This is a genomic window from Micromonospora sp. HK10, assembly GCF_000982955.1.
Lineage (GTDB): Bacteria > Actinomycetota > Actinomycetes > Mycobacteriales > Micromonosporaceae > Micromonospora.
Map to the genome: position 1 here is coordinate 1 of NZ_KQ058874.1, position 21,840 is coordinate 21,840.

Sequence of the window (21,840 nt, forward strand, 5' to 3'; positions counted from 1 at the left end):
CACTCCTCGCGCTCATCAGAGCGCGCCCTTCGTGCTGGGGATCGCGCCGGCGTTGCGCGGGTCGATCCCGGTCGCCTCGCGCAGCGCCCGGGAGACCGCCTTGAACTGCGCCTCGACCACGTGGTGGGCGTCCGGGTGGCCGCCCGGCCGGGCCGCCCGCAGCACGTCCACGTGCAGGGTGATCCGGGCCGCCTGGCCGAACGACTCCCAGATGTGCCGGGTCATGCTGGTCGGATAGACCGGCCCGATGTACGGCGCGAGCACCGGCTCGTCGTGCAGCACGTACGGCCGGCCGGAGAGATCGACCGCGGCCCGGACCAGCACCTCGTCCATCGGGACGGTGGCCGAGCCGTACCGCCGGATGCCGGCCTTGTCCCCCAACGCCTGGTCGAACGCGGCGCCCAGGGCCAGCGCGGTGTCCTCCATCGTGTGGTGGGCGTCGATCTCCAGGTCGCCGAGGGTGTGCACGGTCAGGTCGAAGCCGCCGTGCCGGGCGATCTGGTGCAGCATGTGGTCGTAGAAGCCGACGCCCGTCTCGATGTCGGCCTTGCCGGTGCCGTCGAGGTCGATCTCGACGAGGACCTTGGTCTCCTTGGTGATCCGCTCCACCCGGGCGGTCCGGCTCATTGCTCGCCTTTCGGTCGCGACTGCGGGGCCCGCGCTCACTCCTCGCGCTCCCACTACAGCTCCTCCATGGCCGACAGGAAGGCGTCGGTCTCGGCAGGGGTGCCGGCGGTGACCCGCAGCCAGCCGGGCAGGCCGACGTCGCGGACCAGCACACCGGCGTCGAGCAGGGTACGCCAGGCGGCGGCCTGGTCGACGACTCCGGGTCGGGGCGCGGCCTCAGACGGGCCGCGCAGTTGCCGGTCGCCGCCGACCTCGAAGAGGACGAAGTTGGCGTCGCTGTCGGCGACCCGGTGCCCGCGGGCGCGCAGCTCGGCCACGATCCGGTCCCGCTGCCGCATGATCGCGGTGACGGTGCCGAGCAGGGCGTCCCGGTGCGCCAGCGCCGCCCGCGCGGCGGCCTGGGTGAGCGCGGAGAGGTGGTACGGCAGCCGGACCAGCTGCACCGCGGCCACCACCGCCGGGTCGGCGGCCAGGTAACCCAGCCGGCCGCCGGCGAACCCGAACGCCTTGCTCATGGTGCGGGTGACCACCAGCCGCGGGTGGCCGGGCAGCACGGCGAGCGCGCTGACCGTGCCCGGCCGGGCGAACTCGGCGTACGCCTCGTCCACGATCACCATGCCGGGCGCCTCGGCCAGCACTGCGGCGACCACCGCGGGGTCGAGCGCGGTGCCGGTCGGGTTGTTCGGCGAGCAGAGGAAGACCACGTCCGGCCGGTGCGCCCGGACCTGGGCCGCGGCCGCGTCGGCGGTCAGCCCGAAGTCGGCGTCGCGGGCGGCCGGGATCCAGCCGGTGCCGGTGCCGAGCGCCAGCAGCGGGTGCATCGAATACGCCGGGGTGAAGCCGAGCGCGGTGCGCCCCGGCCCGCCGAACGCCTGGAGCAGCTGCTGCTGGATCTCGTTGGAGCCGTTGGCCGCCCAGACGTGGTCGACGGTGAGCCCGTGGCCGAGGTACTCCGCCAGGTCGGCGCGGAGCGCCACGGCGTCGCGGTCCGGGTAGCGGTTGAGGTCGCGCAGCTCGGCGGCGAGGGCCTTGCCGATCGCCTCCACCACCGGCTCCGGCACCGGATACGAGTTCTCGTTGGTGTTCAGCCGCACCGGCACGTCCAGCTGCGGCGCCCCGTACGGCCTCAGGCCGCGCAGGTCGTCCCGGATCGGCAGGTCCTCCAGGGCGGTCATGCCGCCACCTCGCTCCGGTACGGGACGCCCGGCGGCCGGCACGGGCCGGGCCGGCGGGTACGCCCGGTCACGAGCCGGCCCCCGGGAAGCGCGCGCTGACCGCCTGGCCGTGCGCCGGCAGGTCCTCGACCCCGGCCAGGGTGACCACGTGCGGGGCCACCTCACGCAGCGCCTCCTGGCTGTATTCGACCAGGTGGATGCCGCGCAGGAAGGACTGCACCGACAGCCCCGAGGAGTGCCGGGCGCAGCCGCCGGTGGGCAGCACGTGGTTGGAGCCGGCGCAGTAGTCACCGAGCGACACCGGCGACCACGCGCCCACGAAGATCGCCCCTGCGTTGCGGACCCGCAGCGCCCACTCGCGGGCGTCCACGGTCTGGATCTCCAGGTGCTCGGCCGCGTACGCGTCGACCACCCGCAGCCCCGCCTCGAGGTCGGCGACGAGGACCACGCCGCTCTGCTCGCCGCCCAGCGCGGTGCCGATCCGCTCGGCGTGCTTGGCGGCCGGCACCTGCCGGGCCAGCTCGACGTCGACCGCGTCGGCGAGCGCCACCGACGGGGTGACCAGCACGCTGGCGGCGAGCGGGTCGTGCTCGGCCTGGCTGATCAGATCGGCGGCCACGTGCACCGGGTCGGCGGTGTCGTCGGCCAGGATGGCGATCTCGGTGGGGCCGGCCTCGGCGTCGATGCCGACCACGCCGCGCAGCAGCCGCTTCGCGGCGGTGACCCAGATGTTGCCCGGACCGGTGATCATGTCGACCGGCTCGCAGCGCTGGGCGCCGTCCGGGTCGACGTCGGCACCGTAGGCCAGCATGGCCACCGCCTGGGCGCCGCCGACGGCGTACACCTCGTCGACGCCGAGCAGCGCGCAGGCCGCGAGGACCCGCTGGTCGGGCAGGCCGCCGTTCTCCTTCTGCGGCGGGCTGACCACCACCAGCGAGCGCACCCCGGCCGCCTGGGCGGGGACCACGTTCATCACCACGGTCGACGGGTACATGGCCAGGCCGCCGGGGACGTAGAGACCGACCCGGTCGACCGGCACCCAACGCTCGGTCACCGTGCCGCCCGGCACCACCTGGGTGGTGTGGTCGGTGCGCCGCTGGTCGGCGTGCACCCGGCGGGCCCGGGTGATCGACTCCAGCAGCGCGGCGCGGACCTGCGGATCGAGGCTGCCCTCAGCGGCGCGGATCGTCTCGGCCGGCACCCGCAGGTGCTCGGGGGAGACGCCGTCGAACCGTTCGCTCGCCTCGCGGATCGCCGGGTACCCATGCGCCCGGACCGCCTCCACGAGGGGGCGGATCCGCTCGACGGCCACGGAGACGTCGAGCTGGGCACGGGGCAGCAGGTGGCGCGGGTCACGGAACCCGCCGCGCAGGTCGATCCGGTTCAGCACCCTTGCGAGTCTAGGCGGCCCGCCGCCGGCCCCGCCCACGCCGCCCGCACGGCGGGACGGTGAGCCGGGACACGCCCGCGCGGCGCGCGCGGGATACCCTCGATCACGTGACCGCACGGCTGCCGGTGTTCCCGTTGGGGACGGTCCTGTTCCCCGGGTTGGTCCTCCCGCTGCACATCTTCGAGGAGCGCTACCGGGCGCTGGTGCGCCACCTGGTCGGCCTGCCGGAGGGGGCGCCCCGGGAGTTCGGGGTGGTGGCGATCCGGGCCGGCTGGGAGGTCGCCCCGACCGGGTCGCCGGGCGGGCCGGCGCTCGACGGCGAGGTGACCCTGCACGAGGTCGGCTGCACCGCCGAGCTGCGGCAGGTCACCGAGCTGGCCGACGGTGGGTTCGACATCGTGACCGTGGGACGGCGGCGGTTCCGGATCGCCGACGTGGACTCCGACGCCGCGCCCTACCTGACCGCCGCGGTGGAATGGCTGCCCGAGCCGGCCGGCCCGGACGAGGGCGCCGGCCTGCTGGCCGCCCGGGTGATCTCGGTGTTCCGGCAGTACCTCGGCCTGGTCCGGCCCGACCCGCAGGAGATCTCCGAGCAGCTGCCGGAGGACCCGACCGTGCTCTCGCACCTGGTCGCCGCGACCGCGGCGCTGACCGTTGACGACCGGCAGGGGCTGCTCGCCATCGACGACACCGCCGCCCGGCTCCGCGCCGAGCTGCGGCTGCTGCACCGGGAGACGGCGCTGCTGCGCCACGTACGGGCGGTGCCGGTACCGCTCAGTGAGCTGGCCGGTCCTCCGGCCCCGAACTGATCCCGGGCCATCCGGCGTCCGGGCCCGGTCCCGTCGGCGGCCGACCGGTCGCCGGATCCGGCCCGGGCGGCGGCCAGCCGGTCGCCGGATCCGCGCCGGCCAACGGCCAGGTGGCAGCCGGCTCCGGCCGCAGCGACGGCCACCGCGACCAGCCGGCCAGCAGGGTGTACGTCACGGCCGCGCCGAACGCCGCCAGCAGCAGGTCGCCGTGCGGCACGGGGAGCAGCCCGAGATACCAGTCCACGCCGCCGGCGCGCAGGTCGGCCGGCTTGGTGAAGTCCGTCCCGTCCGGCGCGCCGGCGAGCAGCCGCTGGTAGGTGCCGAGCCCGATCCGGCGGCCGACCTGCCAGGCCAGCACGGCCGCGCCGAGCCCACCCAGCACCCCGGCGAACAGGCCGACCGGGCCGCGCCGGCGGCGCAGCAGGATCCAGAGCGCGATCGCGACGAGCACCCCGAAGCCGAGGCCGAGCAGGCTGAACCAGCCGTCGGCGGCGATCGGCTGCTCGGGCTGGCTGGTGGCGTAGACCGCGCCCTCGGCGGTCTTGCGTACCGGGGTGTCCGGCGCGACGGCCGCCCAGAGCAGCCCCAGCGGCGCCCCGAGCACGCTCACCAGCAGCGCGGCCAGGACGGTGGTGGCGACCGCCCGCAGCCGGCCGGTGCGGCGGCTGGTGGTCGGCGCCCCGGTCACCAGGCCGGCGACCCCGGGATGGCCGGCGAGCGGGTCGGCCCCGGGCGCGGTCACCGGGGTGCCGGCGGCCACCGGCAGGCCGGCCGGCCAGTCGGGCAGCTCGGGCGACGCGGTCCCGAGGCGCTCGGCCTCCGGGCCGCGCCCCGGCGACAGCTCGGGCCGCTCGGCGGCACCGGCTGCCGCGGCACGGTCAGCCTCGCCCGACGCGGCGACACGGTCAGCCTCGCCCGGCGCAGCGGCACGATAAGTCTCGCCGGGCGCGGCGACACGATCAGCCTCGCCCGACGCGGCGACACGATCAGCCTCGCCCGACGCGGCGACACGATCAGCCTCGCCCGACGCGGCGACACGATCAGTCTCGCCCGACGCGGCGGCACGGTCAGCGGCGCCGGGTCCACCGGTACGGTCGGCGGGCCGCTCGGGATCAGGGGTGTCCGGACTCACCGGGTGATCCTCTCAGGCGAGCGCCCGCCGCGGGGCCGCGGTGGCGGCGCCGGCGCGGGCGGCGGCGTCCCGGGCGGGAAGCGGCGCGGGTTGCGGCAGGTCGTGGCTTCGGGCGGGACGGATACCCCGACTTGCCGCAACCGGAGTTGATCACGCCGGTTCCCGCCGGCGACAGGCCGGCAGGCCGGCCGAGCGGCGCGCAGCGGGTCAGCGGATCAGCGGGCGAAGGGTTCCAGCATCACGGCGGCCGCCTTCAGCCACGCCTGCCGGGTCTCCGCCTGGAGCTGGTGGTACTCGATCGAGGAGCCGGTCTCCAACGCCGGGTCGTAGGGCACCACGGCGACGGCCCGGGTCCGGGTGGCGAAGTGCCGCTCCAGGTCGTCCTGGAGCGGGCTGCGCCCCGGCGTCGGGCAGGAGATCAGGGTGACCGCGTTGTCGGCCAGCTCGCCCATGCCCACCTCGTGCAGCAGGTCGAGCATCCAGTCCGCGCTGAACGCGGCGTCCTCACGCGGCACGGTGGTCACCACGAGCTGATCGGCGGCCTGCATGACGGTGCGCCAGTTCGCGCTCTCCACGTTGTTGCCGGTGTCCACGCAGACCACCTCGTGGGTACGCCGCAGCAGCTCCAGCACCCGCTTGACGGTGAACTGGTCCAGCCGCTGGGCGAAGCGCGGGCTCTCCTCGCCGGCGAGCACGTCGTAGGAGCCGTCGGAGGCGTGCCGCAGGTAGTCGTCGAGGTGCGACAGCAGCGTGTTGCCCTCCAGGATCTCGATCTGGGCGAGATCCTGGACCAGGTGCCGGATGGTACGGGCGTGCCGGGCGCTGCCGGCGCGCAGGCCGAGGGTGCCACGCAGCTCGTTGTCGTCCCAGGCGAGCACGCCCCGCCCGCGCACGCTGCCGACGGTGGCCGCGCCGAGCACGGTGGCGGTGGTCTTGTGTACGCCGCCCTTGGGGTTGGCGAAGGCGAGCACCCGGGGGGTGCCCAGCTCGCGGCGGAGCACCGCGGTGGCCCGCTCCAGCTCGGCGTCCGGTTCGGGGGCGCGCCACTCGACCCGGGCCGCGCCCGGGTAGCCCGGGGTGGGGGCCGCCGGCTCCGGATAGGACGGTTCGGTCGGCCGGTAGCGGCCGCGCTCCAGCAGCGCGTACCGGGACTCGGCCGGGGGCGGCGGCGCGGGCCGGTAGCCGCCGTCGTCGAGCAGCGAGTAGCGGGACTCGACCGGGGCGCTGGCCCGACCGCGCGGCTCCGGCTGCGCGGGCTCGGCCCGGTAGGCCGGCTCGGGCTGCGCGGGCTCGGCCCGGTACGCCGGCTCGGGCTGCGCCGGCTCGGCCCGGTACGCCGGCTCCGGCTGCACCGGCTCGGCCCGGTACGCCGGCTCGGGCCGCCAGGCCGGCTCGGGGCGGTGTTCCGGTCCCGGAGGGCGGTAGGCCGGCTCGGCCCGGTAGGCCGGTTCCCCGGCGTACCCGGGCTCGACCCGGTAGGCCGGCTCGACCCGGTAGCTGGCCTCGGCCCGGTACGCCGGCTCCGCCCGGTACGCCGGCTCGGCCCGGTACGCCGGCTCGGCGTCGTACGGCAGCTCACCGGGCGGGGCGGCCGACGCCCGGCCGGTCCAGCCGCTGCCGGCGGGCCGCCGGGGCAGCGGCGCGGCCGGTGGGCGGGGCGGGGTCTCGTCGGGGTGCCGCTCGGCCTCGCTGTGCTCCGCGCCGCGGCCGCCGAGCCGGGCCCGGTCCAACAGCGCCCGCCACCGCGGTGCCGGCTCAGTTTGCCGACCCCAGCCGGTTTCGCTGCCGTCCAAGGCTCCGTCCTCCCCCAGCCCATCGATCTCCGCCTGACAGGCTACGAACGAAACCCTATTCGGACCACACCCCTATCCGCACATCCCCCGGGGGGTCAGCACACCGGCGTCCCCGGTGGCCGGCCCCGAGCAGGCATGTCTCAGGAGGTGGGAGCCGGATTCGGCCGGTCGCGGCCGGTCGGCGTCGCGCCGGAGGGCGGTGAGAATCCGCTCACCGTCGGTGCGGCTTCCGACGAATCGCCCACCGCGGGGGCGGCCAGCCCGCTGTCGACCGGGGGTCGGGCCACGTCCCGCTGCTCGGGCAGCGGCGGGGTGAAGACCGCGCGGTCCAGCCGGATCACCTCGGGCGCCGGGTCGACCGCCCGTACGCCGGGCTGGCCGGCGAGGGCGCGCAGCACGTCCGGGGCGGCCCGCACCACGGCCGCGTACACGCACGCGCAGCCGGCCCGGTAGGCGGCCGCCTCGCGGGCCGCGACCGCGGCGCCGGTCGCGTACACCCGGCCCGCCTCGGGGTCGGCGGAGGCCGCCGGGGCGGCGGCGCGGGCCCGGTAGTCGGCGGCCTCCCGGTCCTTGCGGGTGGCCACCTCGGCCATCCCGGCGACCACGTCGTCGGGCAGCCGCAGGGCGGCGATCCGGACGATCTCGGTCTGCCGGCCGGCCAGCGGCACCCGGGCCAGCACGGCGGCGACCGGGGTGTCGCCGAGCGCGGCGGCCGCCCGCGCCGGTGTCAGGTACGTGCCGAACGAGACCAGGGCGTAGTCGCCCGGGCCGGGGGTGGCCGGGGCGGCCAGCCCGGCCAGCTCGGCGGCGGCGGCCCGCAGGTAGTCCGGGACCGAGCCGCCGTCGGCCACGCCGACCCGGGTCACCTCGCCCACGGTACGGTCGCCGGCCGGCGCGTCCCGCCGCTGCGCGACCGCGACCAGCAGCACGGCGAACGCGCAGGCCAGCGCGATCCAGGTGAGTACGGCGGGGCGCCGGGTCGGGGACGCCGGCGGTTCGGGGGGCGGTGGGTGGCGGGTCATCGGCCGGGCCGGTCAGTCGCGCAGGATCTCCAGCGCCCGGGCCAGGTCGTCCGGGTACTCGCTGACGAAGGTGACCTCCTCGCCGGTGCGCGGGTGCAGGAAGCTCAGCGAGCGGGCGTGCAGCCACTGCCGGGCGAGCCCGAGCCGGGCCGAGAGGGTGGGGTCGGCGCCGTAGGTCAGGTCGCCCACGCAGGGGTGCCGCAGCGTGGAGAAGTGCACCCGGATCTGATGGGTCCGACCGGTCTCCAGCCGTACGTCGAGCAGGCTGGCCGAGGGGAACGCCTCGATGGTGTCGTAGTGGGTGATGCTCGGCTTGCCGCCGGAGACCACCGCCCAGCGGTAGTCGTGGTGCGGGTGCCGGTCGATCGGCGCGTCGATGGTGCCGCGCAGCGGGTCCGGGTGGCCCTGCACCACGGCGTGGTAGCGCTTCTCGACCTCGCGGTACTTGAAGGCGCGCTTCAACGCGGTGTACGCCTGCTCGCTCTTGGCCACCGCCATGATCCCGGTGGTGCCGACGTCGAGCCGGTGCACCACGCCCTGCCGTTCGGCGGCCCCGCTGGTGGAGATCCGGTGGCCGATCCCGGCCAGCCCGCCGATCACCGTGGGGCCGGTCCAGCCGGGGCTGGGGTGGGCGGCCACCCCGACCGGCTTGTCCACCACCACGATGTCGTCGTCGGCGTAGACCACGGTCAGCCCCGGCACGGCCTGCGGCACCACGGTCGGCGGGGCGGCCGGCGCGGGCAGCGTCACCTCCAGCCAGGAGCCCGCCTTGACCTTGTGCGAGTTGGGCCTCGCGATCCCGTCGACCAGCGCGTCGCCGGCGTCGATCAGGCCGGCCGCGGCGGTGCGGGAGAGCCCGAAGAGCCGGGACACGGCCTGGTCCAGGCGCATCCCGTCGAGACCGTCGGGCACGGGCAGCGAGCGGTGGTCGCCGCCGGCGGCGAAGGCGGAGGTCACGCGACCTCCCGCCGGTCGGCCGGGGCGTCGCCGGCCGGCTGCTCGGCGGTGGCCCGGGAGCCGTCCCGCTGCCGGCCGGTCAACTCCAGGAAGATCGCCAGCAGCACGCCGCAGACCAGTGAGCTGTCGGCCAGGTTGAACACCGGCCAGACCTGCCCGTACGGGTCGAAGAGGCTGACCATGTCGACCACGTGGCCGACGAAGTGGCCGGGGGCGCGGAAGATCCGGTCGGTCAGGTTGCCCAGCGCCCCGCCCAGCACCAGGCCCAGCGAGACGGCCCACGGCAGCGAGCGCAGCCGCAGCGCCATCCAGGCGATCCAGCCGACCACCCCGATGGTGATCAGCGGGAACACCCAGGTGTGGTCGGAGCCGATGCTCCACGCCGCGCCGCTGTTGCGGGTCAGGGTGAGATAGACCGCGCCGCCGAGCAGGGACACCGGGCCCCGCCCGCTGAGCGAGCTGAGCGCGAGCTGCTTGGTGCCCAGGTCGGCGAGGAGCGCGACCACGGCGACGCCGACAAGGATGCCGACCGCCTTACGGCGGGGGGTACGGCCCCCTGATTCCACGGTGCCGGACCCGGCGGGCGGTGCTGCGGTCATCTGCTCCCCATCGACGCTCTCCGACGGTGGTCCTCACCGCCTGCGGTACGGCCGCCGGGGAGCGGATGTCAGCGCCGCTCCTCCAGCTGCTTGCAGGTCACGCAGAGGGTGGCCGACGGGAAGGCGGCGAGCCGCTCCACCGGGATCGGGTTGCCGCACCGCTCGCACCAGCCGTACCCGCCCTCGTCGAGCCGCTCGAGGGCGCGCTCGACCTGCGTGATCCGCTCCTTGATGCTGTTCGCGAGAGAGATCTCCTGCTCCCGCTCGAACGTCTTGGTGCCGGTGTCGGCCTGGTCGTCCCCGGCCGAGTCGGTCAGCCGATCGCGCTGCAGCTCGGTGATCTCGCTCAGCGTCTGATCGTACTCGGCATTCAGCTCGTCCCGCCGTGCCGCCAGGGCGGCCCGGATCTTCTCGGTCTCCGCCGCGCTGCGGGTGGCCTTCGCCACCGGCTTGCGGCCGGCGGTCTTGGTGTCGGCTGGCTTCGCCATCGTCAGCTCCCTCGGCCGCTTGCCGCGGCGGTCGGCGGTGCCCGGGCAGGGGTCACCTGCCGGGGCGGTCCCCACGTACGGAACGGGCGCGCGGCAAGGACGGCCGCGCACTCCGGAGGGTGGCAAGAATACGGAACGTACAGGCGTCCGACAACGTGCCGCACCGTCGCACCGCGTTTCAGCCCCGAACAGCCACCAATTGGGGCAAAAGGAACGCTAGCAGATCAGGCGTCCTGATCCTCCCCGTACTCGCCAAACCAGCGGGCCAACCGGCCCCGGCGACTCACCGCCCGCAACCGCCGCTCCGCCTCGTCGCGCACCTCGGCGGTCGCCACGATGAGCAGGCTGTCGCCCACCTTGAGCCGGGTGTCCGGGCCCGGCACGAAGCCGGTGCCGTCGCGCAGCACCAGGGTCACCGAGGCGCCCACCGGCAGCCGCAGCTCGTCCACGTGCACGCCGCCCAGCCGGGAGCCCGGCGGCACCTCGACCTGGAGCAGGTCGGCGCGCATCCGCTCCAGCGGCGCGACGTCGACCCGGATCTCCGCCGCCTCGGCGGGCGCGGTCACCCGGAGCCGGCGGGCCGCCGGGGCGAGCGTCCCCGCCTGGAGCAGCGTGAAGATCACCACCAGCACGAAGACCGCGTCGAAGAGCCGGTCCGCGCCCGGCACCCGCAACGAGAGCGGGATGGTGGCCAGCACGATCGGCACCGCCCCGCGCAGCCCCGCCCAGGAGAGGAAGAGCTGCTCGCGCAGCGCGAACCGGAACGGCAGCGCGGAGACCATCACCGACAGCGGCCGGGCCAGCAGCAGCAGGGCCAGCCCGGTCACCACGGCCGGCAGCAGGGCGGCGTCCAGCCGGCTCGGCGACACCAGCAGGCCCAGCAGCACGAAGAGCCCGATCTGGGCCAGCCAGGCCAGCCCGTCGGCGAAGCCCAGGATGGCCTGCCGGTGCGGCAGCCGGGCGTTGCCGAGCAGCACCCCGGCGACGTAGACGGCGAGGAAGCCGGAGGCGTGCAGCACCGAGCCGGCCGCGTACGCCAGCACCGTGAAGCCCACCACCGCGATCGGATAGAGCCCGGCCGAGGGCAGCGCGGCGCGGCGCAGCGCGTACCGGCCGGTGAGCCCGGCGGCCACCCCGACCGCCGCCCCGATCCCCAGCTCGTAGCCGACCAGGGCGACCTCGTACCACCACGGGTGGGCGGTGAGGTCCCGGGACAGCAGCAGCACCAGGATCACCACGGGCGCGTCGTTGATGCCCGACTCGGCCTCCAGGGTGGCCACCAGTCGCGGTGGCAGCCGAAGCCGGCGCAGGGTGGCGAAGACCGCCGCCGCGTCGGTCGAGGAGAGCACCGCGCCGTAGAGCAGCGCCAGCCGCCAGTCCAGGCCGAGCAGCAGGTGCACCACCACCCCGACCACCACGATGCTGACCACCACGCCCACCGTGGAGAGCGCGGCGGCCATGCCGAGCACCGGGCGCAGCGTGCTCCACCGGGCGCTCAACCCGCCCTCGGCGATGATCACGATCAGCGCGCAGAAGCCGAGCACCCGGGTCAGTTCGACGTCGTCGAAGCGGATGCCCAGCCCGCCTTCGCCGATGGCCACCCCGAGCGCCAGGTAGACCAGGAGACTCGGCACGCCGAGCCGGGTGGAGAAGCGCACCGCGCCCACCGCCACGAGCAGCACGGTCGCGCCGACCAGCAGCGCGACGTCGAGCCCGGCCGTCATCGACCAGCGGCCCGCGCGGGCCTCACTCGGCCGATCCGTCGCGCAGCCGGCGCAGCGCGTCGGGCACCCCGGGCGCCGCCGGCTCGACCAGGAAGAGTTTGTCGCGGCTGGCCGCGCCGGCGCGCAGCGAGACCGCCGCCGGTCGGACGCCGAGGGCGTCGGCCAGCGCCCGGCGGGCCGCCTCGGTGGCCCGCCCGTCCACCGCGGGAGCGTGCACGGCGATCACCAGGGCCGGCCCGTGTGGACCGTCGAAGCGGCCACCGACCCGGGCCCGGGACGCGCCGGGCTTCACCCGGACGGCGACGGTGAGCGGCTCCCCGCTCACCAGGACCGGTCCCGCGGCGGGTCGGGCAGCAGCGCGGTGGCCGGCGCGCAGTCGGCACACGGGGTGAAGCCCAACTGCACCGCCTCGCCGACCGGCAACGGCTCGTCGTCACGGCCGATCAGGTGGGGACAGTCGGGCAGGTGGAACCGCGGGTGGCCGTCGACCACCTGGACGTCGGCGAGGACCCCGGCCAGGCGTTCGGCCTGGGTCGGCGAGAGCGGCTGCGCGGGCGGCTCGCCCTCGAACCCGCCCCCGGCGGCCGGTGAGGTGGGCGCCGGGGCGTCCGACGCCAGGCCGGCGTCGTCGAGGACCGGCTCGCGTGGGGAGTACGCCGGCTCCGGCGCCTCGGGTGGTTGCCGCCACCCCGACGTGCCGGTGCCGACCGTCGACGGCATGTGCTGGAGCGGGATCTCCGGCTCCCCCGGCGGGGGCCCGTACCCGGGATCACCGGGGCCGGTGCGCTCGCGCGCCCGGCCGGCCGTGGCCCGGGTGGCGGCCGCCTGGCGGGCACCCGCGACGAGAGCCACGGCGGCCAGCACGCTGGCCGCGATGGAGGTGATCAGCAGCGGGCTGGAGCCACCGGCCAGCCCGGCCACCAGGAGCACGACCGCCACGACGATGAGCAGGATGCTGGCGACTATCACGGCCCACCCCTCGCCGCCTCGTGTCGGTCTGCGCCGTGCCGGCGGCCGCCCGGGGGCGGCCGCCGACGGGCGGGATCAGCGGCCGGACTCGAGCGAGCCGGCGCGACCGCCGCCGCCGTAGGAGCCGGCGAGGCCGGCGGCGGCGAGGCCGTTGCTGCCACCGGCGGCACGGTTGCCCTCGCGGTTCATCTCGACCTCGAGACCCTGGCCGCGACCGTCGAGGTCACGCAGCTGGCTCTCCAGGTACGCCTTGAGGCGGGTGCGGTACTCGCGCTCGAACTGCTTGAGCTCCTCGATGTGCTTCTGCAGCGCGGTGCGCTTGGCGTCCAGGCCGCCCATCGCCTCCTGGTGCCGCTGGCGGGCGTCCCGCTCGAGGGCGTCGGCCTTGGCGCGGGCCTCCCGGGTGACCTCCTCGGCCTTGGAACGGGCCTCGGAGAGGAGCTGGTCGGCCTCGCGGCGGGCGTCGGACACGTGGTCGTCGGCGGTGCGCTGGGCCATCATGAGCACCCGCAGCGCCTGCTGCTCGCCGTCCGGGCCGGTGGCCGGGACGCCCTGGGTGCGGACCTGCTCCAGCTCGGCCTGCATCGCGCGGGCCGCCTGCTCGGCGGCCGCCTTGTCGCGCTGCACCCGGTCGAGCTGGGCCTTGACGTCGTTGAGCTCCGCCGCGAGCCGGGCGTCGCCGCCGGGGCCGGCGGGCGCGCCACCCCGACCGCCGCGCTCCACCTGGGCGCGCAGCTCGTTGTTCTCCTCGATGAGACGGGCGAGCTCGCGCTCGACCTCGTCCAGGAAAGCGTCGACCTCCTCCTCGTCATAGCCCCGCTTGCCGATCGGCGGCTTTTTGAAGGCGACGTTGTGGACGTCGGCCGGGGTCAGCGGCATCGAAACTCCTCGGGTCAGTTGCGGCCGCGAAAGCAGCCTGATCAGGCAAACGCCTGGATCAGCTGCCCTAACACGAACTCCATCAGCACGAACAGGATAACCAGGAGCACAAGAGAGGCCAGGTCGATGCTCACGCTACCAATTCGCAGTGGTGGAATCACACGCCTCAACGCGCGCAGGGGCGGATCAGTGACGCTCCACACGAGTTCCAATCCGGCCGATGCTCCGCGCCCGGGTTGCCAGCGCCGACCGTAGGCCAGGACGGCGCTGAGGACAAATCGGGCCAAGAGCACAAGCAGGAACAGGTAGAGGACCAGGTAGAGCACCTGGAACAGGATCGACAACACGGCAGGCGACGCCCCTCGGTCGTGCGGGCTAGCTCAGGCTGAAAAAGCCGCCCTCAGCGATCTTGGCCTTGTCCTCCGCGGTGACCTGGACATTGGCCGGTGAGAGCAGGAACACCCGGTTGGTCACGCGCTCGATCGTACCGCGCAGCCCGAACGCGAGCCCGGCGGCGAAGTCCACCAGCCGGCGCGCGTCCGCCTCGTCCATCTCGGTGAGGTTGATGATCACCGGCACGCCGTCCCGGAAGTGCTCACCGATGGTGCGCGCCTCCCGGTAGGTGGTCGGGTGCAGCGTGGTGATCTGGTAGCGCTGCTCGTCCTCCGGCGCGGCGACCCGCTCCCGTGGCTGCACCTGCGGCGCCAGGGCCAGGTTGTCCCGGGTGTGGTACGTCAGCGCACCCGACGACTCCGCGCCACCCGACCGGGTGATCGACCGCACGCTGGAGCGCTCGGTCCGCTCCGGACGGTCGAGGTCGGCCCGCTCGGTGTCGACGGCACGGCTCGAGGCGCGCTCGCTCAGCCGGCCCCGGTCACCCGCCCGGCCGCGGGTCGCCGGCGGCTCCTCGGACTCCTCGTCCTCGTCGTCGGCGAACTCCTCCGCGTACCGGCTGGACCGGTAGCGCGACTCGCGGTAGCCGCCCTTGTCGTAGGCAGCGTCGTCGTACGCCCGCTCGTCATCCTCCTCGACGAGTCCGAGCCAGACCCCCGCCTTGCGCAGTGCACCCATCCCCGCGCCCTTCCGTCCGCCGTGCGGCACGCGCCCCCGTGCCGTGTCGCTTGATCACGAGTGGACAACGCAATGCCCACCGGACCGGATCGGCAATCCCCCGACGGGCGGTTTCGCGGTCCGCCCGCCACGGCCCCCGGCTACGGGAAACGCCGTCCTGAACAACACTGATGTAATTTGCTTCTTTCGCGGTCAGGCTACCGCAGCGTGGGGCGCATTCCGAGCAACGCGCTGCCGACGCGGACATGTGTCGCGCCGTACCCGATCGCACTTTCCAGATCCCCACTCATCCCGGCCGACAACACGGTCGCGCCCGGATGCCGGGCCCGGAACCGCTCCGCCACCTCGGCCAGCCGGGCGAAGGCCCGCTCCGGCTCCCAGCCCAACGGCGCCACCGCCATCAGGCCGGCCAGCCGCAGCCCGGCCGAGCCCGCCACCGCCTCGGCGACCGGATCCAGCCCGCGGTCCGGGTCCCCGACCCCGGGCAGCGCCCCGCCCCGCGCCGCGTCGCCGTCGATGCTCACCTGCACCAGCACGTCCAACGGCCGGTCCCGGACCGCCGCCGCGGCGGCATCCAGGGCGACGGCCAGCCGGACGCTGTCCACCGACTGGACCACGTCGGCGTACCGGACCACCGAGCGGGCCTTGTTGCGCTGCAACTGCCCGATGAAGTGCCAGCGCGGCGCGGCCCCGGCCGCCGCCGCCTCGGCCGCCTTCGGGGCGGCCTCCTGGTCCCGGTTCTCCCCCACGTCGGTCACCCCGAGCCCGGTGAGCGCCACCACGTCGCCGGCCGGGTACGTCTTGGTCACCGCGATCAGGGTGACCTCGCCCCGGTCCCGGCCGGCGGCCGCGCAGGCGTCCGCGATCCGGGCCCGGACCTGAGTCAGCCCGGCCGCGAGCTCGGCGCGCCGGTCCGGTCGCACCGCGCCTGGGATGTCGGTCATCGGTGCCGCTCAGGATCCGTTCTTGAGGAAGTCGGGCACGTCGACGTCGTCGAAGAGCACCCGCCGGGGCGACTGCTGCGGCGCCGGCATGGTGGTCGGCGGGCTGACCGGCGTGCTCGGCTGGGCCGGCTGGTTCTGGTTGGTCTTGCGGGTCGGCTCCACCGCCTTGTACGCCGGCGCGCCCCCGTCGAAACCGGCGGCGATCACGGTCACCCGCACCTCGTCACCGAGCGCGTCGTCGATGACCGCGCCGAAGATGATGTTGGCGTCCGGGTGGGCCGCGTCGGTGACCAGCTGCGCGGCGTCGTTGATCTCGAACAGGCCCAGGTCGGAGCCGCCGGCGATGGAGAGCAGCACGCCGCGCGCGCCGTCCATGCTCTGCTCCAGCAGCGGGCTGGAGATGGCCGCCTGGGCCGCCTCCACCGCCCGGTTCTCGCCGCGGGCGCTGCCGATGCCCATGAGCGCGCTGCCCGCGCCGCTCATCACGCTCTTGACGTCGGCGAAGTCCAGGTTGATCAGACCCGGGGTGGTGATCAGGTCGGTGATGCCCTGGACACCGGAGAGGAGCACCTGGTCGGCGGTCCGGAAGGCGTCCATCATGGAGATGTTGCGGTCACCGAGGGCGAGCAGCCGGTCGTTCGGGATCACGATGAGCGTGTCGCACTGGTTGCGCAGCTCCTCGATGCCGGCCTCGGCCTGCACCTGGCGCCGCTTGCCCTCGAACGAGAACGGCCGGGTGACCACGCCGATGGTGAGCGCGCCGAGCTTGCGGGCGATGTTCGCCACCACCGGCGCGCCGCCGGTGCCGGTGCCGCCGCCCTCGCCGCAGGTCACGAAGACCATGTCGGCGCCCTTGAGCACCTCCTCGATCTCGTCGCGGTGGTCCTCGGCGGCGTTCTTGCCGACGTCCGGGTTCGCGCCCGCGCCCAGCCCTCGGGTCAGCTCCCGGCCGACGTCGAGCTTGACGTCGGCGTCGCTCATCAGCAGCGCCTGCGCATCGGTGTTGATCGCGATGAACTCGACGCCCTTGAGCCCAACCTCGATCATCCGGTTGACGGCGTTGACGCCGCCGCCCCCGATGCCGACGACCTTGATGACCGCCAGGTAGTTGTGCGGAGGTGTCATCTCCGGTCCTTTCCCTTCGAGATTGGCATGGGCCGACCCCACACGGCTTGGCCGGACCAGCGGCGGAGCACGCCCCTGCGGGTCCTGAAACCCTCACCCTCTACTAGAGGCTTAGAGTTATGTCAACCACTGATCTCTTCGGGGCAACGTATGCGCCACCGCCCGATGAGCCAAGGACCTCTCCGGCGTGTCGCCGGCCGGAGCGGGCCGACTCACGTTCCGGGCGGCCGGCTCACCGGTACGTGACCACGTCCGGCGCGCTGACGTCGATCGTGTCGGCCTTCCGACCGAGCAGGGCGGTGGCCACAGTGGACTTGTCCGCGCCCCGGGTCGCGTCGCCCCAGAACACCGTCCGGTCACCGCGCAGCCGCAGGGTGATCCGGGCCAGCCCGGCCACGTCCACCGAGACCAGCTCGGCGCGCAGCCGCGGGCTGAGCGCGGCGAGCACCGCCAGCCCGGCCCGGGTGCCCGGGTCGTCCGGGGCCGGCGCGCCCACCCGGATCACCGGCAGCCCGGCGGGGGCCTGGGGCAGGTCCTGGAAGACCACCCCGGCGCGGTCCAGCACGACGAACCGCTCGCCCTGCGGCACCACCGCCACCGGGGTCCGCTCCACCACCCGGACGACCAGCGTCCCCGGCCAGTCCCGCTCCACCGTGACCCGCTCCACCGGGGCGAGGGCCCGGACCCGACGGGCGGTCGCGGACAGGTCCACCCGGGCCAGTGGCGCGCCGTCGGGCACCGCCGCGGCGTCCCGTACCTCGACCGGGGTGACCAGGTGCGCGCCGACCACCCGCACCTCGCGGACCCCGAACAGGCCGGTGCCGAGGACGGTCCAGGCGACCAGCCCGGCCAGCGCGAGCACCCCGGCGGCCACCGCCCAGGGCAGCGCCGCCCGCATCCGGCGACGCCGGGCCCGGGCCATGAACCGCCGGGTCGACGGGGGTACGGCGTCCGCGCCGGCCCGGACCAGCTGCCACTGCCGGACCGGGTTGCGCCGGCCACCCCCGCCCTCCTGGCCGGGAGTCCGGCCGCGGGCCGGGCCGGGGCTCATCCGGCCGTGGCGGGCGCGCCGTCCGGGTCGACGCCGGTGCCGAGCGCCGCGCCTCCCGCGGCACCGGCGCGGGCCAGCAGGGCGTCCAGGAGCTGGTCGCCCAGCAGCGAGATCGGCGGCGCGCCCATGGTGACCACCACGTCGCCGGTACGGGCCCGGCGGGCCACCTCGGCCGGCACGTCGTCCCACGCCTCGACGAAGACCTTCCGGTCGGCCGGCAGCGGCACCGCCTCGATCAGCGCGGCCGCGCCCTCCCCCGGCTGGCGCAGCTCGCCGGGGCCGAAGACCTCCAGCAGCACCAGCTCGTCGGCGATGGCCAGGGCCGCGGCGATCTCCGCCTGCAGGTCCCGGGTGCGGTAGAGCCGGTACGGCTGGAAGACCACGATCAGCCGGCCCTCGCCGGCCACCTCGCGCAACGTCTGCAGCGCCAGGCTCATCGAGGTCGGGTGGTACGCGTACTCGTCGTAGACCAGCACGCCGTCGGCGACGCCCTTGCGCTCGAAGCGCCGGCGCACCCCGGGGAACGCGCCGAGCGCCGCCTCGGCCGCCTCGACCGGCAGCCCGAGCAGGTACGCGGTGAGCACCGCCGAGGCGCTGTTCAGCCCCATGTGCCGGCCGGGCACCGGCAGCCGGATCTCGCCCAGCGACCGGCCCTCGATCTCGGCCAGGTAGCGCACCCCGCGGGCGGAGGAGGCCATCCCGCTCAGCCGCAGGTCGGCGTCGGGCGCCTCGCCGTACGTCCAGACCAGGCGCCCCTCGGCCCGCAGCGTCTCGGCCAGCCGCCGGCCGCCCGGGTCGTCGGCGCAGGTGACGATGAACCCCTCCGGGTCGGTCAGCCGGGCGAACTCGGCGAAGGCCGCCTCCAGCGTGGCCAGGTCGCCGTAGGTGTTGAGGTGGTCCGCCTCGATGTTGGTGATGACCGACACGAACGGCCGGTAGATGAGGAAGGAACGGTCGCTCTCGTCGGCCTCGACCACGAAGTACTCGCCGGTGCCGTGGTGCGCGCCCGAGCCGACCTCGGAGATCTCGCCACCGATCACGAAGGACGGATCGGTGCCGGCCTGCTGGAGCACCATGGTGACCATCGAGGTGGTGGTGGTCTTGCCGTGCGTGCCGGCCACCGCCACGGTCCGCCGGCCGGTCATCGCCGCGGCGAGCGCCTCGGAGCGGTGCAGCACCCGCAGCCCGCGCCGGCGCGCCTCGACCAGCTCCAGGTGGTCCTGCGGGATCGCCGAGGAGTAGACCACGGTGTCCACCCCGTCGAGGTTCGACGCCTCGTGGCTGGAGTGGATGGTCCCGCCGAGCGCGCGCAGACCGGCCAGGGACGGCCACTCCCGCAGTTCGCTGCCGGAGACCGGCAGGCCGCGGGTGAGGAAGAGCCGGGCCAGGCCGCTCATGCCGACCCCGCCGACCCCGATCAGGTGGATCCGGCCCAGGTCCTCCGCGGTCATCGTGCCGGCGGGGGTGAACTGCGCGGTGTTCATCAGCGGTACCTTCCGGTCGCGGTGTCCGGCGTCATCGGGCCACCGCCTGGTAGACGAAGTTCAGCAGGGCGACGTCGCCGTCGCGCCGGCCGTATCCGGCCGCGGCGGCGCTCATCGCGGCGAGCCGTTGCGGGTCCCGGATCAGCGGGATGACCGTACGCTCCAGCCAGTCCGGGGTCACCTCGGCGTCGTCGACGAGCAACCCGCCGCCGGCCTCCACCACGGGCAGCGCGTTGCGCTTCTGCTCCTGGTTGCTGTGCGGGTAGGGCACGTAGATGGTGGGCAACCCGATGGCCGCCACCTCGGCGCAGGTCATCGCGCCGCCCCGGCCCAGCATCAGGTCGGCGGCCGCGTAGCCCAGCTCCATCTCGGACAGGTAGGGCAGGGTCACGTACGGCACCGGCAGATCGGTGGGGACGGAGATCGGCTCGTTGCGGGCGCCGATGACGTGCAGCACCTGCACGCCGTTGCGGGCCAGTTCCTTGGCCGCCCCGGCCACCGCCAGGTTGATCGAGCGGGCGCCCTGCGAGCCGCCGGCGACGAAGAGCACCGGCAGGTCGGGCCGGAGGCCGAAGTGGGCCCGGGCGGCGTCCCGCATGGCGGCCCGGTCCAGCCCGGCGATGCCCCGGCGCAGCGGCACCCCGACCACCTCGGCGTCGCGCAGCGACTCGGCCTGCGCCGGCTGGTGCGGGAAGCCCACCGCGACGTGCTTGGTGAACTTCATCCCGAGCCGGTTGGCCACCCCCGGCGGCACGTTCACCTCGTGGATGACGATCGGCAGCTCGCGCCGCCACGCGGCCAGGTAGCCGGGCACCGAGACGTACCCGCCGAAGCCGACCACGGCGTCGGCCTGCACCTCGTCGATCACCTTGCCCGCCGCGCGGGCCGCCTTCCACATCCGGTCCGGGGTGCGGACCAGGCTCATGTTGACCGACCGGGGCAGTTGGTAGGCGGGGATCTGGCGCAGGTCGTAGCCGGCCGGCGGGATCAGCTCGTTCTCCAGGCCCTTCGGGGTGCCCAGGCAGGTGATCCGCACGCTGGGGTCGTGTCGGCGCAGGCAGTCGGCGAAGGCCAGCAGCGGATAGATGTGTCCACCCGTACCCCCTCCGCAGAGCACCACCGAACGCAGCGGACCCATCAGCGTCTCCTCTCGCTCGCCGTGCCGGCGCGGGCCCGGCCCGGCCGGGCGCCGCGCGCCGCGGCCTGGTCGTCGGACCGCCGCGTCCGGGACCGGGGTACGGACCCACGGTCCGGCGGTGGCGACGCCGGGCGGCGACGCCGGCCGGGTAGCGGCGGCAACGGGGCCCACACTAGTCGGACCCAGCGCGCCGGGGGACGGGCATGCAGGGCTCGGGCCGCGTCCGGCTCGGCGCGGGCGAAGGAGGCGAGCATGCCGACCGCGGCCAGGGTCACCACCAGGGCGCTGCCGCCGTCGGAGATGAACGGCAGCGGCACGCCGGTCAGCGGCAGCAGCCCGGTCACCCCGCCGATGTTGATCACGGCCTGGCCGACCAGCCAGCCGGTCGCCCCGGCGGCGGCGAGCCGGCGGAACGGATCCTCCACCCGCCGGGCGATCCGCAGCCCGGTGTACGCGAGCACGGCGAAGAGCACCAGCACCACGGTGCAGCCGACCACGCCCAGCTCCTCGGCGATGATCGCGAAGATGAAGTCGTTGTGCGCCTCGGGCAGCCAGCCGAACTTGAAGCTGCTCTTGCCCAGCCCGACCCCGAACCAGCCGCCGTGCTCGACCGCGTACCGGGCCTGGACGAGCTGGTAGCAACCCTCGAGCTGCTCCTCGAAGCAGGTCTTCGGGTCGGGCGGGTCGAGGAAGGAGGTGAGCCGGCCCAACCGGTAGTTCTCGGCGTCCCGGGAGCCGGAACCGGCCCCGAGGGAGGCGGCCGCGACCAGCAGGCCGACGCCGGCCAGGCCGACCGCGGTGAGGGTGGCGAAGACCCGCATCCGCACCCCGGCCGCCCAGAGTATCCCGACCACCAGCGCCAGCAGGCAGAGCATGCTGCCCAGGTCGTTGTAGCCGACCAGCACGAAGAGCAGGCCGACCACCGGGAACAGCGGGGTGGCCAGCTCCTTCCACCAGCCCAGCGCGGCGCCCTTGCGGGCCAGCACGTGCGCGCCCCAGAGCACCAGGGCGAACTTGGCCACCTCGACCGGCTGCACCGAGACCGGGCCGAGGTAGAGCCAGAGCAGTTCGGCCTTGAGCGGGCCGATCGCCTTCACCCGGAACAGCGACTCCAGCGCGACCAGCAGGTTGAGCACGAGCAGCAGCACCACGGCCACGCCCAGGAAGGGGCGGCTCACCGCCCGGAAGGTGCGGGCGGGCAGCCGCTGGCAGGCCCAGAACGCCACGATGCCGATCACCGCGAAGATGGTCTGCTTCACCAGCGAGGCGGAGGCGTCGCCGCGGTCGGCGTAGTCCTTCACGCTGGTCGCCGAGAAGACCATCGTGAGGCCGATCAGCAGCAGCAGGCCGGCGCTGGAGAGCAGCAGGTAGTAGGAGGCCAGCGGCCGGGCCAGCAGGCCCTGCAGCGCGGCCAGCCCGCCCGCCGGGTCGAAGCGCGGCGGCGGGGCCGCCGGCTCCGCCGG

At 75.0% G+C, this 21,840-nt stretch carries 22 protein-coding genes; 1 reads left to right on the top strand and 21 read right to left on the bottom strand.

The annotated features are described in order from the left end of the window. Nucleotides 1-15: 15 nt before the first annotated feature. The 3 genes from hisB to hisD all read right to left on the bottom strand — a co-directional run bounded on the left by hisB (nucleotide 16) and on the right by hisD (nucleotide 3,192). Nucleotides 16-627, bottom strand: coding sequence for an imidazoleglycerol-phosphate dehydratase HisB (gene hisB / locus LQ51_RS24940; RefSeq protein WP_046569734.1), 612 nt, complete (start codon nucleotides 625-627; stop codon nucleotides 16-18). Between the two features lie 53 nt (nucleotides 628-680). Then, a complete protein-coding gene (locus tag LQ51_RS24945; protein ID WP_046569736.1) occupies nucleotides 681-1,802 on the bottom strand; it encodes a histidinol-phosphate transaminase in 1,122 nt (373 codons plus the stop codon). A gap of 67 nt (nucleotides 1,803-1,869) precedes the next feature. Next, a complete protein-coding gene (gene hisD, locus LQ51_RS24950) occupies nucleotides 1,870-3,192 on the bottom strand; it encodes a histidinol dehydrogenase (RefSeq protein ID WP_046569737.1) in 1,323 nt (440 codons plus the stop codon). Between the two features lie 107 nt (nucleotides 3,193-3,299). Here hisD and LQ51_RS24955 point away from each other — a divergent pair, with 107 nt between their 5' ends. Then, complete coding sequence (locus LQ51_RS24955) at nucleotides 3,300-4,001, top strand: LON peptidase substrate-binding domain-containing protein (protein ID WP_046569739.1); 702 nt, start codon at nucleotides 3,300-3,302, stop codon at nucleotides 3,999-4,001. Here LQ51_RS24955 and LQ51_RS24960 read toward each other — a convergent pair. The 18 genes from LQ51_RS24960 to LQ51_RS25050 form a co-directional block, all read right to left on the bottom strand. Beyond that, nucleotides 3,967-4,743: a DUF2567 domain-containing protein gene (locus tag LQ51_RS24960; RefSeq protein ID WP_369799892.1), complete on the bottom strand. Its 777-nt coding sequence runs from the start codon at nucleotides 4,741-4,743 to the stop codon at nucleotides 3,967-3,969. The genes LQ51_RS24955 and LQ51_RS24960 overlap by 35 nt on opposite strands. 605 nt (nucleotides 4,744-5,348) lie before the next feature. After that, on the bottom strand, nucleotides 5,349-6,926 hold the full coding sequence (locus tag LQ51_RS24970) for a MinD/ParA family ATP-binding protein (protein WP_046569743.1): 1,578 nt from the start codon (nucleotides 6,924-6,926) through the stop codon (nucleotides 5,349-5,351). A 140-nt stretch (nucleotides 6,927-7,066) separates the two neighbouring features. Next, nucleotides 7,067-7,948, bottom strand: coding sequence for a hypothetical protein (locus tag LQ51_RS24975; protein ID WP_046569746.1), 882 nt, complete (start codon nucleotides 7,946-7,948; stop codon nucleotides 7,067-7,069). A gap of 12 nt (nucleotides 7,949-7,960) precedes the next feature. Continuing rightward, nucleotides 7,961-8,905 carry an RluA family pseudouridine synthase gene (locus LQ51_RS24980; RefSeq protein WP_046569749.1) on the bottom strand — a complete coding sequence of 315 codons (945 nt, stop codon included), beginning with the start codon at nucleotides 8,903-8,905 and terminating at the stop codon, nucleotides 7,961-7,963. Continuing rightward, entirely contained in the window at nucleotides 8,902-9,504 is a 603-nt protein-coding gene (gene lspA, locus LQ51_RS24985; protein ID WP_046569751.1) for a signal peptidase II, read from the bottom strand. The genes LQ51_RS24980 and lspA overlap by 4 nt, the downstream gene beginning before the upstream one ends. A gap of 68 nt (nucleotides 9,505-9,572) precedes the next feature. Next, the gene (locus LQ51_RS24990) at nucleotides 9,573-9,992 is read right to left on the bottom strand and encodes a TraR/DksA family transcriptional regulator (RefSeq protein WP_046569752.1); all 420 of its coding nucleotides are present in this window, start codon (nucleotides 9,990-9,992) and stop codon (nucleotides 9,573-9,575) included. A gap of 224 nt (nucleotides 9,993-10,216) precedes the next feature. Next, nucleotides 10,217-11,716: a potassium/proton antiporter gene (locus tag LQ51_RS24995; protein WP_046569754.1), complete on the bottom strand. Its 1,500-nt coding sequence runs from the start codon at nucleotides 11,714-11,716 to the stop codon at nucleotides 10,217-10,219. A gap of 22 nt (nucleotides 11,717-11,738) precedes the next feature. Then, nucleotides 11,739-12,041: a DUF167 domain-containing protein gene (locus LQ51_RS25000; protein ID WP_082159633.1), complete on the bottom strand. Its 303-nt coding sequence runs from the start codon at nucleotides 12,039-12,041 to the stop codon at nucleotides 11,739-11,741. Then, nucleotides 12,038-12,685 carry a hypothetical protein gene (locus tag LQ51_RS25005; protein ID WP_046569755.1) on the bottom strand — a complete coding sequence of 216 codons (648 nt, stop codon included), beginning with the start codon at nucleotides 12,683-12,685 and terminating at the stop codon, nucleotides 12,038-12,040. Before LQ51_RS25005 ends, LQ51_RS25000 begins: the two co-directional genes overlap by 4 nt. A gap of 75 nt (nucleotides 12,686-12,760) precedes the next feature. Then, a complete protein-coding gene (locus tag LQ51_RS25010) occupies nucleotides 12,761-13,564 on the bottom strand; it encodes a DivIVA domain-containing protein (RefSeq protein ID WP_046569757.1) in 804 nt (267 codons plus the stop codon). A gap of 41 nt (nucleotides 13,565-13,605) precedes the next feature. Further along, complete coding sequence (locus LQ51_RS25015) at nucleotides 13,606-13,911, bottom strand: YggT family protein (protein ID WP_046569758.1); 306 nt, start codon at nucleotides 13,909-13,911, stop codon at nucleotides 13,606-13,608. A gap of 28 nt (nucleotides 13,912-13,939) precedes the next feature. Continuing rightward, a complete protein-coding gene (locus tag LQ51_RS25020; protein ID WP_046569760.1) occupies nucleotides 13,940-14,635 on the bottom strand; it encodes a cell division protein SepF in 696 nt (231 codons plus the stop codon). 197 nt (nucleotides 14,636-14,832) lie between these two features. Beyond that, entirely contained in the window at nucleotides 14,833-15,579 is a 747-nt protein-coding gene (locus LQ51_RS25025; RefSeq protein ID WP_046569761.1) for a YggS family pyridoxal phosphate-dependent enzyme, read from the bottom strand. Between the two features lie 9 nt (nucleotides 15,580-15,588). After that, nucleotides 15,589-16,704 (bottom strand): cell division protein FtsZ, encoded by a 1,116-nt coding sequence (gene ftsZ / locus LQ51_RS25030; RefSeq protein WP_046569762.1) that lies wholly within the window; start codon nucleotides 16,702-16,704, stop codon nucleotides 15,589-15,591. 232 nt (nucleotides 16,705-16,936) lie between these two features. Next, nucleotides 16,937-17,755: a cell division protein FtsQ/DivIB gene (locus LQ51_RS25035; protein ID WP_046569764.1), complete on the bottom strand. Its 819-nt coding sequence runs from the start codon at nucleotides 17,753-17,755 to the stop codon at nucleotides 16,937-16,939. Next, nucleotides 17,752-19,239: a UDP-N-acetylmuramate--L-alanine ligase gene (gene murC, locus LQ51_RS25040; RefSeq protein WP_046569766.1), complete on the bottom strand. Its 1,488-nt coding sequence runs from the start codon at nucleotides 19,237-19,239 to the stop codon at nucleotides 17,752-17,754. Before murC ends, LQ51_RS25035 begins: the two co-directional genes overlap by 4 nt. Before the next feature lie 31 nt (nucleotides 19,240-19,270). Beyond that, the gene (gene murG, locus LQ51_RS25045; RefSeq protein WP_046569826.1) at nucleotides 19,271-20,377 is read right to left on the bottom strand and encodes an undecaprenyldiphospho-muramoylpentapeptide beta-N-acetylglucosaminyltransferase; all 1,107 of its coding nucleotides are present in this window, start codon (nucleotides 20,375-20,377) and stop codon (nucleotides 19,271-19,273) included. Further along, nucleotides 20,377-21,792: an FtsW/RodA/SpoVE family cell cycle protein gene (locus LQ51_RS25050; RefSeq protein ID WP_231605875.1), complete on the bottom strand. Its 1,416-nt coding sequence runs from the start codon at nucleotides 21,790-21,792 to the stop codon at nucleotides 20,377-20,379. Before LQ51_RS25050 ends, murG begins: the two co-directional genes overlap by 1 nt. Nucleotides 21,793-21,840 lie beyond the last annotated feature (48 nt).